Origin of the sequence: Sulfitobacter mediterraneus (assembly GCF_016801775.1) — a bacterium.
GTDB classification, from domain to species: domain Bacteria; phylum Pseudomonadota; class Alphaproteobacteria; order Rhodobacterales; family Rhodobacteraceae; genus Sulfitobacter; species Sulfitobacter mediterraneus_A.
Map to the genome: position 1 here is coordinate 1,158,268 of NZ_CP069004.1, position 15,941 is coordinate 1,174,208.

General features: G+C 58.4%; 11 protein-coding genes and 1 tRNA gene. 6 read left to right on the forward strand and 6 right to left on the reverse strand.

Annotation, left to right across the window (positions count from 1 at the left end; translation table 11 throughout):
- Positions 1 to 263: 263 nt before the first annotated feature.
- Positions 264 to 3,923, reverse strand: coding sequence for a vitamin B12-dependent ribonucleotide reductase (locus tag JNX03_RS05680; RefSeq protein ID WP_203211438.1), 3,660 nt, complete (start codon positions 3,921 to 3,923; stop codon positions 264 to 266).
- An 873-nt stretch (positions 3,924 to 4,796) separates the two neighbouring features.
- On the opposite strand from JNX03_RS05680, the gene JNX03_RS05685 reads away from it, so the two are divergent.
- Positions 4,797 to 8,363, forward strand: a complete 3,567-nt coding sequence (locus JNX03_RS05685) for an Ig-like domain-containing protein (RefSeq protein WP_203211439.1) — start codon at positions 4,797 to 4,799, stop codon at positions 8,361 to 8,363.
- Positions 8,364 to 8,365: 2 nt separating this feature from the next.
- Here the strand turns inward: JNX03_RS05685 and JNX03_RS05690 are convergent, their stop codons facing one another.
- From JNX03_RS05690 to pdxH, 5 genes are all read right to left on the reverse strand, one after another.
- Positions 8,366 to 9,796: a DUF4214 domain-containing protein gene (locus tag JNX03_RS05690; RefSeq protein ID WP_203211440.1), complete on the reverse strand. Its 1,431-nt coding sequence runs from the start codon at positions 9,794 to 9,796 to the stop codon at positions 8,366 to 8,368.
- Between the two features lie 249 nt (positions 9,797 to 10,045).
- Positions 10,046 to 10,122, reverse strand: a tRNA-Pro gene (locus tag JNX03_RS05695).
- A 61-nt stretch (positions 10,123 to 10,183) separates the two neighbouring features.
- On the reverse strand, positions 10,184 to 10,684 hold the full coding sequence (locus JNX03_RS05700; RefSeq protein ID WP_203211441.1) for a DUF192 domain-containing protein: 501 nt from the start codon (positions 10,682 to 10,684) through the stop codon (positions 10,184 to 10,186).
- Complete coding sequence (locus tag JNX03_RS05705) at positions 10,642 to 11,202, reverse strand: cold-shock protein (protein WP_231024154.1); 561 nt, start codon at positions 11,200 to 11,202, stop codon at positions 10,642 to 10,644. Before JNX03_RS05705 ends, JNX03_RS05700 begins: the two co-directional genes overlap by 43 nt.
- 107 nt (positions 11,203 to 11,309) lie before the next feature.
- Complete coding sequence (pdxH, locus tag JNX03_RS05710; protein WP_203211442.1) at positions 11,310 to 11,915, reverse strand: pyridoxamine 5'-phosphate oxidase; 606 nt, start codon at positions 11,913 to 11,915, stop codon at positions 11,310 to 11,312.
- A 177-nt stretch (positions 11,916 to 12,092) separates the two neighbouring features.
- Between pdxH and fabI the strand changes: the two genes are divergently transcribed.
- From fabI to JNX03_RS05735, 5 genes are all read left to right on the forward strand, one after another.
- Positions 12,093 to 12,899 (forward strand): enoyl-ACP reductase FabI, encoded by an 807-nt coding sequence (fabI, locus tag JNX03_RS05715; RefSeq protein ID WP_203211443.1) that lies wholly within the window; start codon positions 12,093 to 12,095, stop codon positions 12,897 to 12,899.
- Positions 12,896 to 13,507, forward strand: a complete 612-nt coding sequence (locus tag JNX03_RS05720) for a LysE family translocator (protein ID WP_203211444.1) — start codon at positions 12,896 to 12,898, stop codon at positions 13,505 to 13,507. The genes fabI and JNX03_RS05720 overlap by 4 nt, the downstream gene beginning before the upstream one ends.
- 20 nt (positions 13,508 to 13,527) lie before the next feature.
- Complete coding sequence (locus tag JNX03_RS05725) at positions 13,528 to 14,130, forward strand: LysE family translocator (RefSeq protein ID WP_203211445.1); 603 nt, start codon at positions 13,528 to 13,530, stop codon at positions 14,128 to 14,130.
- Between the two features lie 5 nt (positions 14,131 to 14,135).
- Positions 14,136 to 14,657: a xanthine phosphoribosyltransferase gene (gene gpt / locus JNX03_RS05730; protein WP_203211446.1), complete on the forward strand. Its 522-nt coding sequence runs from the start codon at positions 14,136 to 14,138 to the stop codon at positions 14,655 to 14,657.
- A gap of 61 nt (positions 14,658 to 14,718) precedes the next feature.
- On the forward strand, positions 14,719 to 15,897 hold the full coding sequence (locus JNX03_RS05735; protein WP_203211447.1) for an aminotransferase: 1,179 nt from the start codon (positions 14,719 to 14,721) through the stop codon (positions 15,895 to 15,897).
- Positions 15,898 to 15,941 lie beyond the last annotated feature (44 nt).

A 15,941-nucleotide genomic window follows, 5' to 3' on the forward strand; every position in this document is an offset into this window, starting at 1 on the left:
GAACGCACACTCCCCTGACAGAACCTTTGGCGCAGACAAAGGTGGAGTCAGCCCGCGTCACGCACAGAAAAAAGAAAGGGAGAACCGGAGTTCTCCCTGAGTTTCGCCGTTCAAGCTCAATATGTTAACCGCTCGAGATTTATTTTTGCCTGCGGCCTGAACGTCGTCCGGGGCGAGCGCACCCGCCCCTTGTGAGGTGGGGGGACGTAACGTACCGCCCCACCCATCGCAAAGGGGCACCGGATCACCGATGCCCCAATTTCTTAGCTACACCCGCTTGTCCCACCGCAGGTGTTGCATTTCATGCAGGTCCCGTTGCGCACCAGAGTGTAATTGCCGCATTCGCCGCAGGCCTCACCCTCATACCCCTGCATCTTGGCCTTCGTCCGGGCATCAAGACTGGTGACAGAGCCGGACGCCACAGCCGTGGTGGTCGACATCGCAACCGCAACGCCGCCGGCAGTGGCCACTTCGGGCACAAGTGTTTCTACCGCGGATGCCGTCACTTCCTGGCCGCCCTGCAGGACAACCAGTTCCTGCGGCAAACGGTTGCGCAGATATCCGGTTGAACTGATTTGCTTGAGCACTTCGAGGGACCGCGTCGCAGCGGTTTCGGACAGTTCGGACACATTGGCCACGTTTTCTTCGGCCTCGCCCTTGCCCAGATCATCAAATGTCGCGCCCTGCGGCTTCACATGGGCCAGATCGGTGCGGTCCAGATAGCTTACCGCCAGTTCGCGGAAGATATAGTCAAGGATCGAGGTCGCGTTGCGAATGGTCTCATTGCCCTGCACCATGCCCGCAGGCTCAAATTTGGTGAAGGTGAAGGCGTCGACAAATTCCTCAAGCGGCACGCCGTATTGCAGGCCAACCGATACTGCGATGGCAAAGTTGTTCATCATCGCCCGGAAGCCGGCACCCTCTTTGTGCATGTCGATGAAGATCTCGCCCAGCTTGCCGTCTTCGTATTCGCCGGTGCGCAGATAGACCTTGTGCCCGCCAACAACCGCCTTTTGGGTGTAGCCCTTGCGGCGTTCCGGCATTTTCTCGCGGTGGGATTTGATGATCTCTTTGACGATCACCTTTTCCACGACTTTTTCCGCAAGAACCGCAGCCTTTTCCTGAATGGAGCCACTTTCCAGCACCTCTGCCGCCTCATCGTCATCCTCAACCAGCGCCGCCGCCAGAGGTTGCGACAGTTTGGAGCCGTCACGGTAGAGCGCGTTGGCCTTGATGCCCAAGGACCAGCTCAGCTCATAGGCTTTTTGACAATCCTCGATGGTGGCATCGTTTGGCATGTTGATGGTTTTTGAGATCGCGCCGGAGATAAAGCTTTGTGCCGCCGCCATCATGTAGATGTGGCTGTTCACGCTCAGGTAACGCTTGCCCTTTTTGCCACATGGGTTGGCGCAATCGAAGATGCCGTAATGCTCTTCTTTCAGATGCGGCGCGCCCTCAAGGGTCATGGTGCCGCAGACATGGTCGTTGGCTGCATCCACATCCTTGCGGGAGAAACCCAGAGATTTCAGCAGGTCAAAGGTGGGATCATTGAGCTTTTCCGCCGGAATACCAAGCACTTGGGTGCAGAACTCTTCTCCCAATGTCCACTGGTTGAACACAAACCGGATGTCAAAAGCCTGCGCCAATGCCGCGTCAACCTTGGCCAGTTCATTGGGACCAAAGCCGTGACCGGCCAGCGTGGTGTGGTTGATGCCCGGCGCATTGCCGATGGTGCCGTGGCCCACTGCGTAAGATACAATCTCTTCGATCTGGGCAGAGCCATAGCCCAGCTTTTCAAGTGCTGCCGGAACCGATTGGTTGATGATCTTGAAATAACCGCCGCCGGCCAGTTTCTTGAACTTCACCAGCGCAAAGTCAGGCTCGATCCCGGTGGTGTCACAATCCATCACCAGACCAATGGTGCCGGTTGGCGCGATCACGGAAACCTGCGCGTTGCGGTAGCCATGGGCCTCGCCCAGCTTCAGCGCCTCATCCCAGCAGGACATCGCCACATCGACCAGACCCGGCTGCGGGCAGTTGCCATGATCAAGCGCCACAGGCTTGACCGCCAGCTTTTCATAGCCGGTGTCATTGCCGTAAGCCGCGTTGCGGTGATTGCGGATCACCCGCAGCATGTGTTTGTCGTTCTTGGCATAGCCCGGAAACGCGCCCAACTCGCCCGCCATCTCGGCGGAGGTGGCATAAGACACGCCCGTCAGGATCGCGGTCAGCGCACCACAAAGGGCACGGCCCTCATCACTGTCATAGGAATACCCCATGTTCATCAGCAAACCGCCGATGTTGGCGTAACCCAGACCCAGCGTGCGGAAGTCATAGGACCGCTGTGCAATCTCTTTGGACGGGAACTGCGCCATCATCACCGAGATTTCCAGTGTCACTGTCCACAGACGCGAGGCATGCATGTAGTCTTCGACCTGAAACTCGCCATCCTTGAGGAAGGTCAGCAAGTTCATCGAGGCAAGGTTACAGGCCGTGTCATCAAGGAACATGTATTCAGAACAGGGGTTTGAGCCGCGAATGGCGCCGTCCTCGGGGCATGTGTGCCATTCGTTGACCGTGTCGTGATACTGGATACCCGGATCGGCGCAGGCCCATGCCGCGTGGCCCACCTGTTCCCACAGATCGCGGGCCCGGACGGTTTTGGATACTTTGCCGTTCACCCGGTCGATCAGTTCCCAATCGGCGTCTTTTTCCACGGCTGTGAGAAATGCGTTGGTGACACGGATGGAGTTGTTGGAGTTCTGGCCCGATACAGAATTATAGGCTTCGGAATCCCAGTCGGTGTCATAGGTGGGGAATTCGATGCTGGTGTGACCCTGCTTGGCGTAATCCAGCACACGCTTGACATAAGTCTCTGGGATCGCGACTTTTTTGGCGTCGCGCACAGCTGCTTTCAACTGATCATTCTTGGCCGGATCATAGGCGTCTGCCTCTGCCCCGTCCCATGCTTTGATGGCGTCAAAGATCTGGTTCAGCTTTTGCTCGTGCATCTTGGAGCCTGCGACGATGGACGCCACTTTCTGCTCTTCGAGAACCTTCCAGTTGATGAATTCTTCGATGTCGGGGTGATCGGCATCGACGATCACCATTTTGGCCGCGCGGCGCGTTGTGCCGCCCGATTTAATAGCGCCCGCAGCGCGGTCACCGATTTTCAGGAATCCCATCAAGCCAGAGGATTTGCCGCCACCAGACAGGCTTTCTCCTGCGGCCCGCAGGGACGAAAAGTTGGTGCCGGTGCCGGAGCCGTATTTGAACAGACGCGCCTCGCGGACCCAAAGATCCATGATGCCGCCATCGCCCACCAGATCATCGGCGACAGATTGGATAAAGCAGGCATGCGGCTGCGGATGTTCATATGAGGATTTGGAGCGGGTCAGCTTGCCGGATTTGTGATCGACATAATAGTGGCCCTGTGCCGGACCATCGATGCCGTACGCCCAATGCAGGCCGGTGTTGAACCACTGAGGAGAGTTCGGCGCGGCGCGTTGGCTGGCCAGCATGTGGCGCATTTCGTCATAATAGGCGCGGGCGTCGTCCTCGGTGGTGAAATAGCCACCCTTCCAACCCCAATAGGCCCAGGCACCTGCCAAACGGTCAAACACCTGCTTGGAAGAAGTCTCGCCGCCCATCTCGGCGCCCTCAGCCGCAACAGAGCGCCACAGGAACTCTGGCACGCCCTTTTCTTTGACCTTCTTGAGTTTGCTCGGAACGCCCGCTTTGCGGAAATATTTTTGCGCGATGACGTCGCTTGCGACCTGGCTCCAGCTTGACGGAACTTCGACATCGTCCAGTTTGAACACCACCGATCCATCCGGATTTCGGATTTCCGATACCGTGGTGATAAAATCCAGGTCCGCGTAGGCGTCCTGACCGGCTTTGGTGAAATTCCGTTCAATCTTCATTGTCGCTGCCTCATATCCAGCTGTCCACATCAAGAGCCGCACCCGTCATTGCAGGTCGCCTCCGCCCCTCATAACCGCCAAATTGGCGCAGTCGTTTATTGGCCCGGTCAAACCTGTTGACCGGCCGAAACGCAGCATCTGACTTTGATATTTAGTCCTAAACCTGCCTGCACCTGCGATGCGCCCTTGCGGTTTCATCCACTACATATTGTGGCGTCATCGTCGGCCTCCACAAACTGACGTATTCACCCCTAATGGGTCAACGGAAATATTGTAAAAATTTCCAAAAGAAATTGTTGACCAAAGATATTCCTGCCGGGCCAACCCGGCCAAAGTGATTCAAGCGCAATCTATCCCCAGCTTGATCCATAGGCACGGGTCCGCACAGCATCCCAATTAACCGAAGTTTCCGGCAGGCTTAGCCAAAATTGCTCATCTGATGGGTGAAGTTATCCACAAAAACCAGTTACAGAAATGGCCCTTCCCGGCGGCGCTAACCCCACGTTAACCTTTGCGCATTTTTGCAGCACAGATCACCCGTTTTTGCGCCGCGCCCACAGAATCGGCACCGAATCTCTCAAGGCTCAGCTCAGGCCGGTCACACCATCTGGGAGGGTTTCGCGACAAAACACACCATATCTAGGGAAGGCCTAAAACAGCCCGACGAGGCCGGATACAAAGGCCAAACAGCGCTGTTCGATGATTTTCCCTTGGCCCCTATTGCGCTCTGGGTCTAGGGTACGCCACTTTGTGCAAGACCGGATCGGGATCATATCTGCGCGGCAAATCAGATAGATCCACCGACGATCCAGCATCGCCGACTGTATGACATTAACCATTGCCCGCCGACGCCATTTTGAGAAAGCCAATTAGATGCCTGACGATTTCTCCGATACAACATTGACTTCCGGTGCAATCACCCCCGGCACATCGGTCACCGGCGAGATCGAAGTCATCGGTGATGCGGACTGGTTCGAGGTCACGCTGATCGCGGGACGGATCTATGAAATAGAGATGCGCGGCGCAGACACCGCGGATGGCACATTGGCCGATCCAGAATTTGCCGGTGTGTTTTTGTCCGATGGCACGGCAGCGGTGGGTACCGGCAATGGCGACGCTTCTGCCGACACAACAAACAGCGCAACGACATTCTATGCGCCCTACAGCGGTGTCTATTATCTGTCCGCAACCGGGCTGACAGGTACCGGCACCTATACTTTGGAAATTACGGATCTGTTGAACAGCGTCAGCGGGGCCGCGCCAGACGACCTGATCGTCGGAACCGAAGCGGACGACACGCTGCTTGGCCTCGCAGGCAACGACACGATCTATGGATTGGGCGGCGATGATCTGATTGAGGGCGGTGACAACGACGACAGCATCATCGGCGGGCTGGGCGCAGATACGATCCTGGGCGGCAGCGGCAATGACACCATCGTAAGCTCGAATGGACCGGACCCGGACCATGATGGCGCAATCCTCGGCGTGGCCGAAGACGACCTTTCCATCACCGACGTAATCTACGGCGGCGATGGCGATGACCTGATCAACATGGGCGACGATCTGCCTGCCGGCAATAACTCCATCACCTATGGCGAGGCGGGTAACGACAGCATAACAGGACGCGGCGCAGTGCAATACATCGACGGCGGCACCGGCGCGGACTACATGCAAGGCAGCGGCGGCGCGACGATCTACATCGTCGACAACTTTGGTGATCAGACGATCGAGCTTTCCTCCGATGTGATGGGCCCTGGCAATTCAGCAACCGGCGATATTGACGAAGTGCGCTCCAGCATCAGTTGGACCTTGCTGCCCTGGAATGAGGCTGGCGGGGCAAACCAGATCGAGAACCTGACACTGATCGAGGGCGGCAACGCCAGCGCAACTGGCAATGAGGTGGGCAATGTCATAATTGGCAATACGGGCAGCAACCGGATCAACGGCATGGGCGGCGATGACACCCTAACCGGTGGCGGCAGTGCGGATATCTTTCAATTCTCTCCGGGCGGTGGTCACGATATCATCACAGATTTTCAGGTCGGCATTGATCAATTCGGCACCGTCGGCTTTGGCAGCGCGCCTACAGTGGTCGAAACTGTCGATGCAGACGGATATCGGGTCTTTACCTTTGATGGCGACACGTCCGTGACCCTTTTGGGGGTCTTTGCCAACCGCGCGCCGGAGTTTACCAGCGTCCCGCCCCTGACCATCAACGAAGACGAGCTGTTCACTTACCGCGTGACGGCAGACGATCCCGACGACGACAACCTCAGCTTTGTCAGCTCCTCCTGGCCATCCTGGCTGACGCCGGTGGGCGGGGTACTGACAGGCACCCCCACGCAAGAGAATGTCGGCACAGAAGGCAACAGCTTCAGCTTTGTTATTTCGGATCCGGGCGGCCTGACCGCAACGCAGGAATTTGTCATTGAGGTTTTGAACGTCAATGATGATCCGGTCTTTGACACCTCCCCGATCCTGACGGGGACCGAAGGCTCTGCCTACAGCTACACCCCGACCTTTAACGATGAGGACGGGGACATCCCGACCATCGACATGGCGAACACCGTGCTGCCTGATTGGTTGACTATTGATCCGGCAACCGGCGCCCTGAGTGGCACCCCGACACAGGCGGATGTCGGCACCCATGCGATTAACATCGCCATCAGGGATGGCAACGGTGGCACCGCGGTGCAAGCCTTTGAGCTGACCATTGAGGCAGTCAATGACCCGCCCGTTGCACAGGATGACACGGCCACCGGCACAGAAGATGCCGTTCTGGTCATCGCGAACCTACTGGGCAATGACAGCGATGCAGAGGGCGATCCATTGAGCATCCAGTCTGTCAGCCAAGGCGCACATGGGGATGTGATGTTGAACGCTGACGGTACAGTCAGCTATACGCCTGATCCCGATTTCAGCGGCACCGACACCTTCACCTATACCGTCACAGACGACACAGGTGGCACCGATACGGCAAACGTGACGGTGACCATCGAGAATGAAAATGATGCGCCCGCAGGGGACATTCGTATCTCCGGCGCTGCAATTGTGGGCCAGACCCTGACCGTCGATCTGTCACAGCTTTCCGACCCGGACGGGATCGACAGCGCCACAATGACCTATCAATGGTTGCGAAACGGGGCAGAGATTGCCGGAGCCACCGCCAGCACCTTCACCCTCAGCGACGCTGACATCGATGCAACACTGTCCGCCTCACTGTTCTACAACGATGAGGGCGGCACGGCGGAGGCGGTGACCAGCCTTGCCACAGGTGCAGTTGCGGCCGAGGCCACGCCGGTGACTGGAACACTTGCCATCACCGGTACTGCCGGATTGTTTCAGGTGCTGCAGGTGTCCAAAGATCAATTGAATGACCCCGACGGCCTTGCACTGCAAAGCGAGAGCTATCAATGGCTCAGCGATGGACAGCCCATCACAGGCGCAACAGGCCCTGTTCTGGAAATTACACCAGAGCTGATGGGCCGCGATATTACCGTGCAATTGCATTACGTTGACAGCACCGGCACGGAGGCAACCCTCGCCAGTGCCCCACTTGCCATACCGGATCCGATCATCGGCACCGAAGCCGCTGACCAGATGACCGGCACCTCCGGCAACGATCTCATTGATGGTCTGGACGATCACGACACGCTGGTCTTTACCGCAAATCGGGCAAGCTACTCTATCACGCTCAGCCAGCAGGGGATCATTGTGGACGACCGCCGCACCGATGGTGATGGCACGGACCAGATCGCCAATATCGAAACCCTTGCGTTTCTCGACAATAATTGGCCGCTGCATGTGTTTTCTGACGTGACCACGCTAAGCCAGGCGGAATTTTCGACCTTTATCGAGATGTATATCGCTTACTTCAATCGCGCCCCGGATGCCGAGGGGCTGTTCTTCTGGGCCAATGCCCTGTCCAACGGCACCTCCCTGGAAGAGATCGCGGCACTGTTCTTTGATCAGGACGAAACCCGCAGCATCTATGGCGATGAGATCACCGATCTTCAGGGGTTCGCCCAACAGGTCTATCAAAACGTGCTGGGCCGCGCATTTGATCAAGAAGGGCTCGATTTCTGGGTATCGGTTCTGCAAAGCGGCGCCGTGGCCCTGCCAACCTTCATGCTTGAGATCATCAGAGGAGCAAAAGCACCGGCGGCGGAGGATGCAAGCCAGGCTTTCAAGGATCAGAAGGCCGCCGATGTGGCCTATCTGTCAAACAAGGCCGATCTGGGCACTTATTTCTCTGCCATCAAAGGCATGAGCGACGTAGAAAATGCCCGCGCAGCCATGACACTGTTTAACGGCAGTGCAGACAGCATCACCGCCGCGAAAAACGCGATTGATGGTTATTATGCAGATGCTTTGGATGCCCAGAACGGTGAATTCCTGATCTCCGTTGTGGGTGTGGTCGATGATCCGTTTGCGGCCTAGGATCACGCCACGGCAAAAAGATCATCCAAGAATCCCGCCATCGGCATCAGGAACGCACCCTGTTCCGGGTCGAGCGCGGCAAGATGCGCCAGATCAATCGCTGCAATTGCTTCAGAAAAACCCGCATCGCTGCCGTCATACAAGGCCATGGAAGAGGATGCGCTTTGCAGATCGGACAGGCCCAGCTGCACAGAGAAATACGCCCCTATGTCCGTCTTGGCTTCGAGAAAGGCCAAATCTGCAAGCTGTTGATTTTCAAATTCCTGCCCCAGATGGGAGGGCGGCGCGGCCTTGGCGCCTTCCAGCACGCGCAAAATAAATGCGTCGCGTTGCACCTGCCCGCTGTCCAGCAGGCCCACCCAGAAGTTGAAGCCGTCCGTGTCCGGTGCGCGGCCCAAAACGTTGTCATAAACTGCAGTGGCAAATTCAGCCGCGCTGGTGCCAACGGGGTAAAGGGAAAGCGTTTCGGCCTGACCGGAAAATTCCTGCGACATCTTATCTAGCGGCAAACCATCAGCAAATGCCGCCGCCCAGAAATACAATCCTTCCGCATCCGGGGCCCGGTCGAAATAGGCCACGTAAAGCTCGATGATGCTTCTCAGATCGCTCTGCGCGATTTGGGACACCGCCATCAAAGCCGCGAGATTCACCCCAGCGTCGCCAGCGCCTCCGTCGAACTCCAGATGCTCGATCCGCGTCAACTCATCCAGCCCTTCACCATCGACCCTGCGATCCAGCAGCGTGACGCCAGATGGGCCAACGGTCAGCGTAAAACTGTCCTTCTCACCAGACACAACCGCCGTATCAACGCCCTGCCCGCCATCCAGAATGTCGTTCCCATTGCCGCCGGACAGCCGGTCATCACCGGCCCCGCCGGACAGCATGTCGTCACCGCCCGCACCAAAAATTTCCTGATCAAAGCCGCGGGTCAGGATCACATCCGCCTCTGCCGTGCCGACAATCGAAAACGGAAACTCAATAAGCGTGTCCCGCGCAACAAAGCCAAGCCAACCCACACCCGACGGATTGGGCAGAACATCATCGACATCAATCCCGACCAGATCCAAGAGCGAGCCTACCACAGAATTGCTGTTTTGATCGAACACCTCGTAGCTGAGGGTCTGGCCGTTCATCGCCAGCGCAAACTGATCAATCAGCGCGGCCACGGCGGCGGGGGATCTGCCGCCCAGATCCAGCGTGACGCGGTCGATCCGATGCGCTTCTATGCTGCTTTCAGAAGAAAGCGCACGCGGCACCCAAGCGCTTTGCTGATGTGTCTCAACGTATAATTCCCCTGAAAACAGGGTGTTATCTGTATAGGCCGAGAGGATGAACTCAGCGTCCCGATCATCGGTGAGGATCAAAGCAAGATGCCCTGCGCCGGTTGATATGTCCTGACCAACCCTGCGTCCGGCAATTTCAATAGATGCCATAACTCCGTTCCCTCAAAGGTGCGTGTCAATTGGCGACAATCGCAAAAGGGTGCCCTGCCAAGGGGGGCAATTCAACCTGGATTCGTTAGGGCCAAGCGGAGTACCGCCGCCACGATCCTGAGGCGGCCCGGACAGGCAGAATCCGAAAAACACCCGGAAAGGTAAAAATCGCGGCCATCATAGCCTGGCGAAGTCTTCACCCGTCATGCGGCCCACAAAAGTGGAAGTCTCTGATGATGCTGGTGAAAGTGGTCGGAGCGAGAGGATTCGAACCTCCGACCCCCTGTACCCAAAACAGGTGCGCTACCAGGCTGCGCCACGCTCCGACGTGGCCTCTTTAGCCACAGTTGATCTGAATGAAAAGCCCTAGATTGCGAGTTTCTGAGATCAATTGCAGGGCCAAGCCGGATCATGGGCGCCAAAGGCCGGATGACGCAGGGCGCTGCCCTCGTTTATCCCCAGTTTTTTGGCCATTCCGCCGTTGATCTCCAGCACCGCCAGCACCTGATCCCCGCCAAAAATCGGCGTCTCATCCAGGGGAATCGCCTGATGGTGAATGTGCTGCACAATGCCCTGCGCGTCGACAAACAGCATATCGAGGGGAATCAGCGTGTTGCGCATCCAGTATTGCGCAGTCTGCGGCGCCGGGTAGACAAAGAGCATGCCTGCGCTGGCCGCCAGTTCTTCGCGGTGCATCAATCCCTGCGCCTGTTCGGCGGGATCATCGGCAATTTCAACGTTGAAACGGGCCTGCCCCCAGTCGCCGCGCAAGCTGACGGTGTCGTCTTGGCAGATGTCCTGCGCGAAGGCACCGAGTGGCAAAAGCGACAGAGCCGCCGCCCCGCCTAGGTGCCGCCACCCTCGTTTGATCCAATTGCTGCTTCCCATGCCTGCACCTCAGCGGCCATAACGCCGCGTTTACCATTGATCACCCGCATCGCCAAAGCTTCTCCCGGTTGCAGATCGGACAAGCCCGATTGCCGCAACACTTCGACGTGCAAAAACACATCTTCGTCCTTGCCAAAGACATTGGCAAATCCAAATCCCTTGGCCTTGTCAAACCATTTGACACGCGCCGGTTGCAACGGCGTATCCGCCATCGCCTGTGCATCCAGATCTCCGATGTCTGTCAGCACCGCCGCCTGCGCACCCTCAGGTGGAATGATCTCGGTGATGCTTGCCGCCTGAACGCCGCGATCTGTCTGGTGGGCGTGGAAGGTTATCTTGGCCCCGTCCGCAACGGAACTTTGGCCAAAATTTTGCAACACATTGACATGCAACAAAATATCCGGCCCACCATGATCCGAAATGACAAAGCCAAAGCCTTTGACAGGGTCGAACCATTTGACCACTCCGGTCAGCGGCTGCGGATCAACCTGGGGTATTTCAGGGTTGTCTTGTGACACATCTCAACCATTGCTGTTTTGCCGTTCACGGCTTCGTTATCTGGACGACATTAGACATTTTTTTCTGTTTTGCATCAAATTTAGCCCGTGATCTATGTCCTATCACATCACGGGTTCAGGCGCGTCACGCTCCAAGGGGCGTCCGGGGCTGCGCGGCGCCACTGGAATCTGTCGTGCAGACGGAAATCTCCATCCGCCCACAGTTCGATCTCCAGCGGAGTCAACCGGTATCCCCCCCAAAAGGGTGGACGCGGGGGATTCGGCCCTTTGCTGGCCGTGATTTTGGCGACTTCGGCCATCAGTGCGGCCCGGCTGCTGAGCGGCCGCGACTGCGCAGAGGCCCAGGCGCCCAACCGGCTCTTGAGCGACCGCGACGCATAATAGGCATCCGCCTTTGGCCCATCCTCACGGGTGATCAGCCCCCGCGCCCGCACCTGGCGGCGCAGGGATTTCCAATGCATTACAAAGGCCGCCTTGCCCGCACTGTCCAGCTCCTGCGCCTTTGCGCTTTCGTAATTTGTATAAAAAACAAAGGCATCCGCCTCGATTTCTTTCAGCAGAACCATCCGCGCATTGGGCATTCCATCGGCATCCACTGTCGACAGGGCAATCGCGTTGGGATCATTCACCTCGGCCGGTTCGGCCTCTGCCAACCAGCGGCGGGCAATCTCAAAGGGATCGTCACCCGCAAACAGACCTGTACGTTTTTCCATTGTGATACTCATCCATGCTTTGCCCCGACAGCGCCGGGATTTCCAAATCGCTAACGCAATAGACATACGGCAGCAACGCAAAGGTCAATTGGACATATGCGCCGCGCGGCGCTTGATGGCATGGTCACAATCCCCTAAACGTGGCTTTGTTAATGACTTTCAGGGTGAGGCAGCACTATGGCGAACGACTTGATGCAGGGCAAACGCGGGCTGATTATGGGCCTCGCCAACGACAAATCCATCGCTTGGGGCGTCGCACGCGCACTGGCCGATGCCGGGGCAGAACTGGCCTTTTCCTATCAGGGCGATGCTTTGAAAAAACGCGTTGATCCACTGGCCGCACAATTGGGCAGTGACATTGTCCTGCCTTGCGATGTGGGCGATGAGGCCTCGCTGGATGCGCTGTTTTCCGATCTAAAGGAGCGCTGGGGCGAACTGGACTTTGTCGTCCATGCCATCGGCTTCTCCGACAAGAACGAATTGCGCGGGCGCTATGTCGACACCAGCCGCGGTAACTTTGCCATGTCGATGGATATCTCTGTCTATTCTTTCACCGCCGTGATGCAACGCGCGGAAAAGATGATGTCGCCCGGCAGCAGCGCCCTGACGCTCACCTATTACGGCGCAGAAAAGGTCATGCCGCATTATAACGTCATGGGTGTGGCCAAGGCCGCGCTTGAAGCATCGGTGAAATATCTGGCCGAGGATCTGGGCAAAGACGGCATTCGCGTCAACGCAATCTCTGCCGGTCCGATCAAAACGCTGGCCGCCTCCGGCATTGGCGATTTCCGCTATATTATGAAGTGGAACGAATACAACTCGCCCCTGCGCCGCAATGTGACCATTGATGATGTGGGCAAGGCGGCTCTGTTCCTTGTCTCCGATCTGGGCTCCGGCACCACGGGCGAGAACCTGCATGTGGACGCGGGCTATCACGTCGTGGGTATGAAGGCGGTGGATGCACCGGACATGAGCAAGGAATGACGGCAACCGCACTCGCCAGCCTTGCCATTGTGCAGCTTTTGATCGCAATGAGCCCCGGCCCTGCCGCGGTTCTGACGATCCGCACGGCGGCGGTTGAGGGTGCCAAACCCGCGCTGACCCTCAGCGTCGGCCTCGCGATTGGTGTGCTGCTTTGGGCCGTGGCTGCCCTGCTTGGCCTGTCTTTGGTGTTCGAAATCATGCCGTGGCTGCAAACGGGGCTGCGGGTGGCTGGCGGGCTGTTCCTGATCTGGATCGCCCTCGCCCTTTGGCGCAATGCCGCGGCGCCCTTGCCCGAGACCCGCACGCAACTTCCGCGCAGCACGCTGTCCATCCTGCGACTGGGCATCTGGACCAATCTGGCCAACCCCAAGGCGCTCGCCTATTTCGCCGCTGTGTTCACCGGTGTGTTGCCCGCAGACCTGACCCTGATGCAGGCGCTGGTCGTGCTTGCCATGATCTTTGCCATCGAAACCGGCTGGTATGCCGCGCTTTCCTTACTGTTTTCCCGCGCGGGACCGCGCCGCGTCTATGTGCGGATCAAGACTGGTGCAGAAAGGGTCTTTGGCGTGCTGCTGGGCCTCTTTGGTGTCCGAATTGCATTGTCATAACCGCACGAAGGATCCGTTGAATGTCTCTTGAAGCCCTGATTGCATTTAATCTCGTCCTGCTGGCCGCGCTTGCCAGCCCCGGCGCTGCCATGCTGTACACCGTCAAGAAAACCGTCAGTGCAGGCCGCCGGGCCGGTATGATGACTGGTATGGGCCTCGGCACCGCCGCCGCCTGCTGGACCCTCGCCGCCTTTCTGGGTTTGGAAAGCGTTTTTGCCCTGTTCCCATGGGCTTATGGCGCTTTGAAGGCGGGCGGCGCGCTCTATCTGATCTGGATCGCTGTGCAGACATGGCGCCACGCCCGCGCCCCTCTTAACGATGCCCCAACCCCTTCGGCCCGCAGCTTTGCAGGCGGATTGCTGGTGAACTTCGGCAATCCAAAATCCATGCTTTTTGCCGCCGCCGTGATCCTCGTGGTCTTTCCCAAGGATCTGAGCGCCGGGCAGATCACCTTTGTTGTGCTCAACCACCTTGTGCTGGAATGGCTGTTTTACGGCATTCTGGCCACCGCCCTCAGCGCCCCTGCTGCACGGGCAGGATATCTGCGCCTCAAACCCATTTTTGACCGCATCGCCGCCTCTCTGCTGGGCGCGTTTGGACTGCGGCTGCTCCTTGAAAGGTAACCCCCATGACCGACAACAGACTGCCCCACGAAAAAGGGTTCCACATTAGCTGGGATCAAATCCATCGCGACAGCCGCGCCCTGGCGTGGCGGCTTGATGGCAAGGGGCCGGATGATGGCGCGTGGCGTGCTGTGGTGGCCATCACCCGTGGCGGCATGGCCCCCGCGATGATCGTCGCCCGCGAGTTGGACATCCGCACCGTCGATACAATCTCCGTGGTGTCTTATCATTCCGGTGGCGGCAAGGCCGATCAGCGCCGCGAAGCCAAAGTGCTCAAATCCCCGGACAAAGAAGTAATGGGCGATGGAACCGGCGTGCTGATCATCGACGATCTGGTGGACAGCGGCAAAACCCTCGAACTGGTGCGCCAGCTTTACCCGCAGGCCCATTTCGCAACAGTCTACGCCAAACCCGAAGGCGAGCCACAGGTTGACACCTTCATCACCGGGGTCAGCCAGGACACATGGATTTTCTTCCCCTGGGACATGGCCCTGCAATATGTCGAGCCTTACCGCGGCAAGGACTGACCCCTCTGCGCCCCCTTTTTGGCCATAAATACTCTCCCGCACTCTCACCCATGAGCCGCACATGACCCTGACACGCACCGCCGCCACCTTCCCGCCCCCCGTGATGGAGGCCCGCCGCTGGCTCGCGGGCGTGAATTTTCCCGCAGATCGCCCGCTGATCAACGTCAGCCAGGCCGCGCCGGTTGATCCGCCCCCCACGCCCTTGCGCCAGGCGATGGCCGATGTTGCGCTGACCAATGACGAGGCGCATCTCTACGGGCCTGTGCTGGGCCTGCCGGAGTTGCGGGCCGAACTGGCCGCACAAACCGCTGCGCATTACGCCGGCACCGTGCATGCCGAACAGGTCTGCATCACCTCCGGCTGCAATCAGGCCTTCGCCGCCGCCATTGCGATGCTGTGCAGCGAGGGGGATGAGGTCATCTTGCCAACCCCTTGGTATTTCAACCACAAAATGTGGCTGGACATGTCCGGCGTCACCTCCGTGCCACTGGCCACCGGCGCGGATCTGCTGCCTGATCCGCAAGCGGCGGCTGCCCTAATCACCCCGCGCACCCGTGCGATTGCGCTGGTCACGCCCAACAACCCCGGCGGCGTCGAATACCCCGCCGAACTGGTGCAGGGCTTCTTTGATCTGGCCCGCGACAAGGGCATCGCCCTGATCCTTGATGAAACCTACCGCGATTTCGACAGCCGCAGCGGCCCGCCCCATGCCTTGTTCCAGGATCCCGATTGGCAGGACACGCTGATCCACCTTTATTCCTTCTCCAAGGCCTACCGCCTGACCGGCCACCGCGTTGGCGCGATGATCTCCAGCGCGGCACGTCTGGCCGAGGTGGAAAAGTTTCTCGACACCGTGGCAATCTGTCCGGCGCAACTGGGCCAACATGCCGCGCTTTGGGGGATGCAGAACCTCAAACAATGGCTGGCCGGAGAGCGCGATGAAATCCTCGCCCGCCGCGCCGCGATCACCGCATACATGCCCAAGCTGGAACCGCTGGGCTGGAAACTGCTGGGTCTGGGCGGCTATTTTGCCTATATGCAGCATCCCTTTGCAGAAAGCTCCGCCGATCTGGCCCCGCGTCTGGTGCGCGATGCGGGTATCCTGACCCTGCCGGGCACCATGTTCTGTCCTGAAAGTGACCCAAGCGGTGCCAGCCAACTGCGGATCGCCTTTGCAAATCTGGACGCGGACGGGATTGCTGTGCTGTTTGACAGGCTGGCCGCGGTGCCACAGGCGTAACCGGCTCTTGCCCCCCTGCCACGCAGGGCATAGACAATCGACAA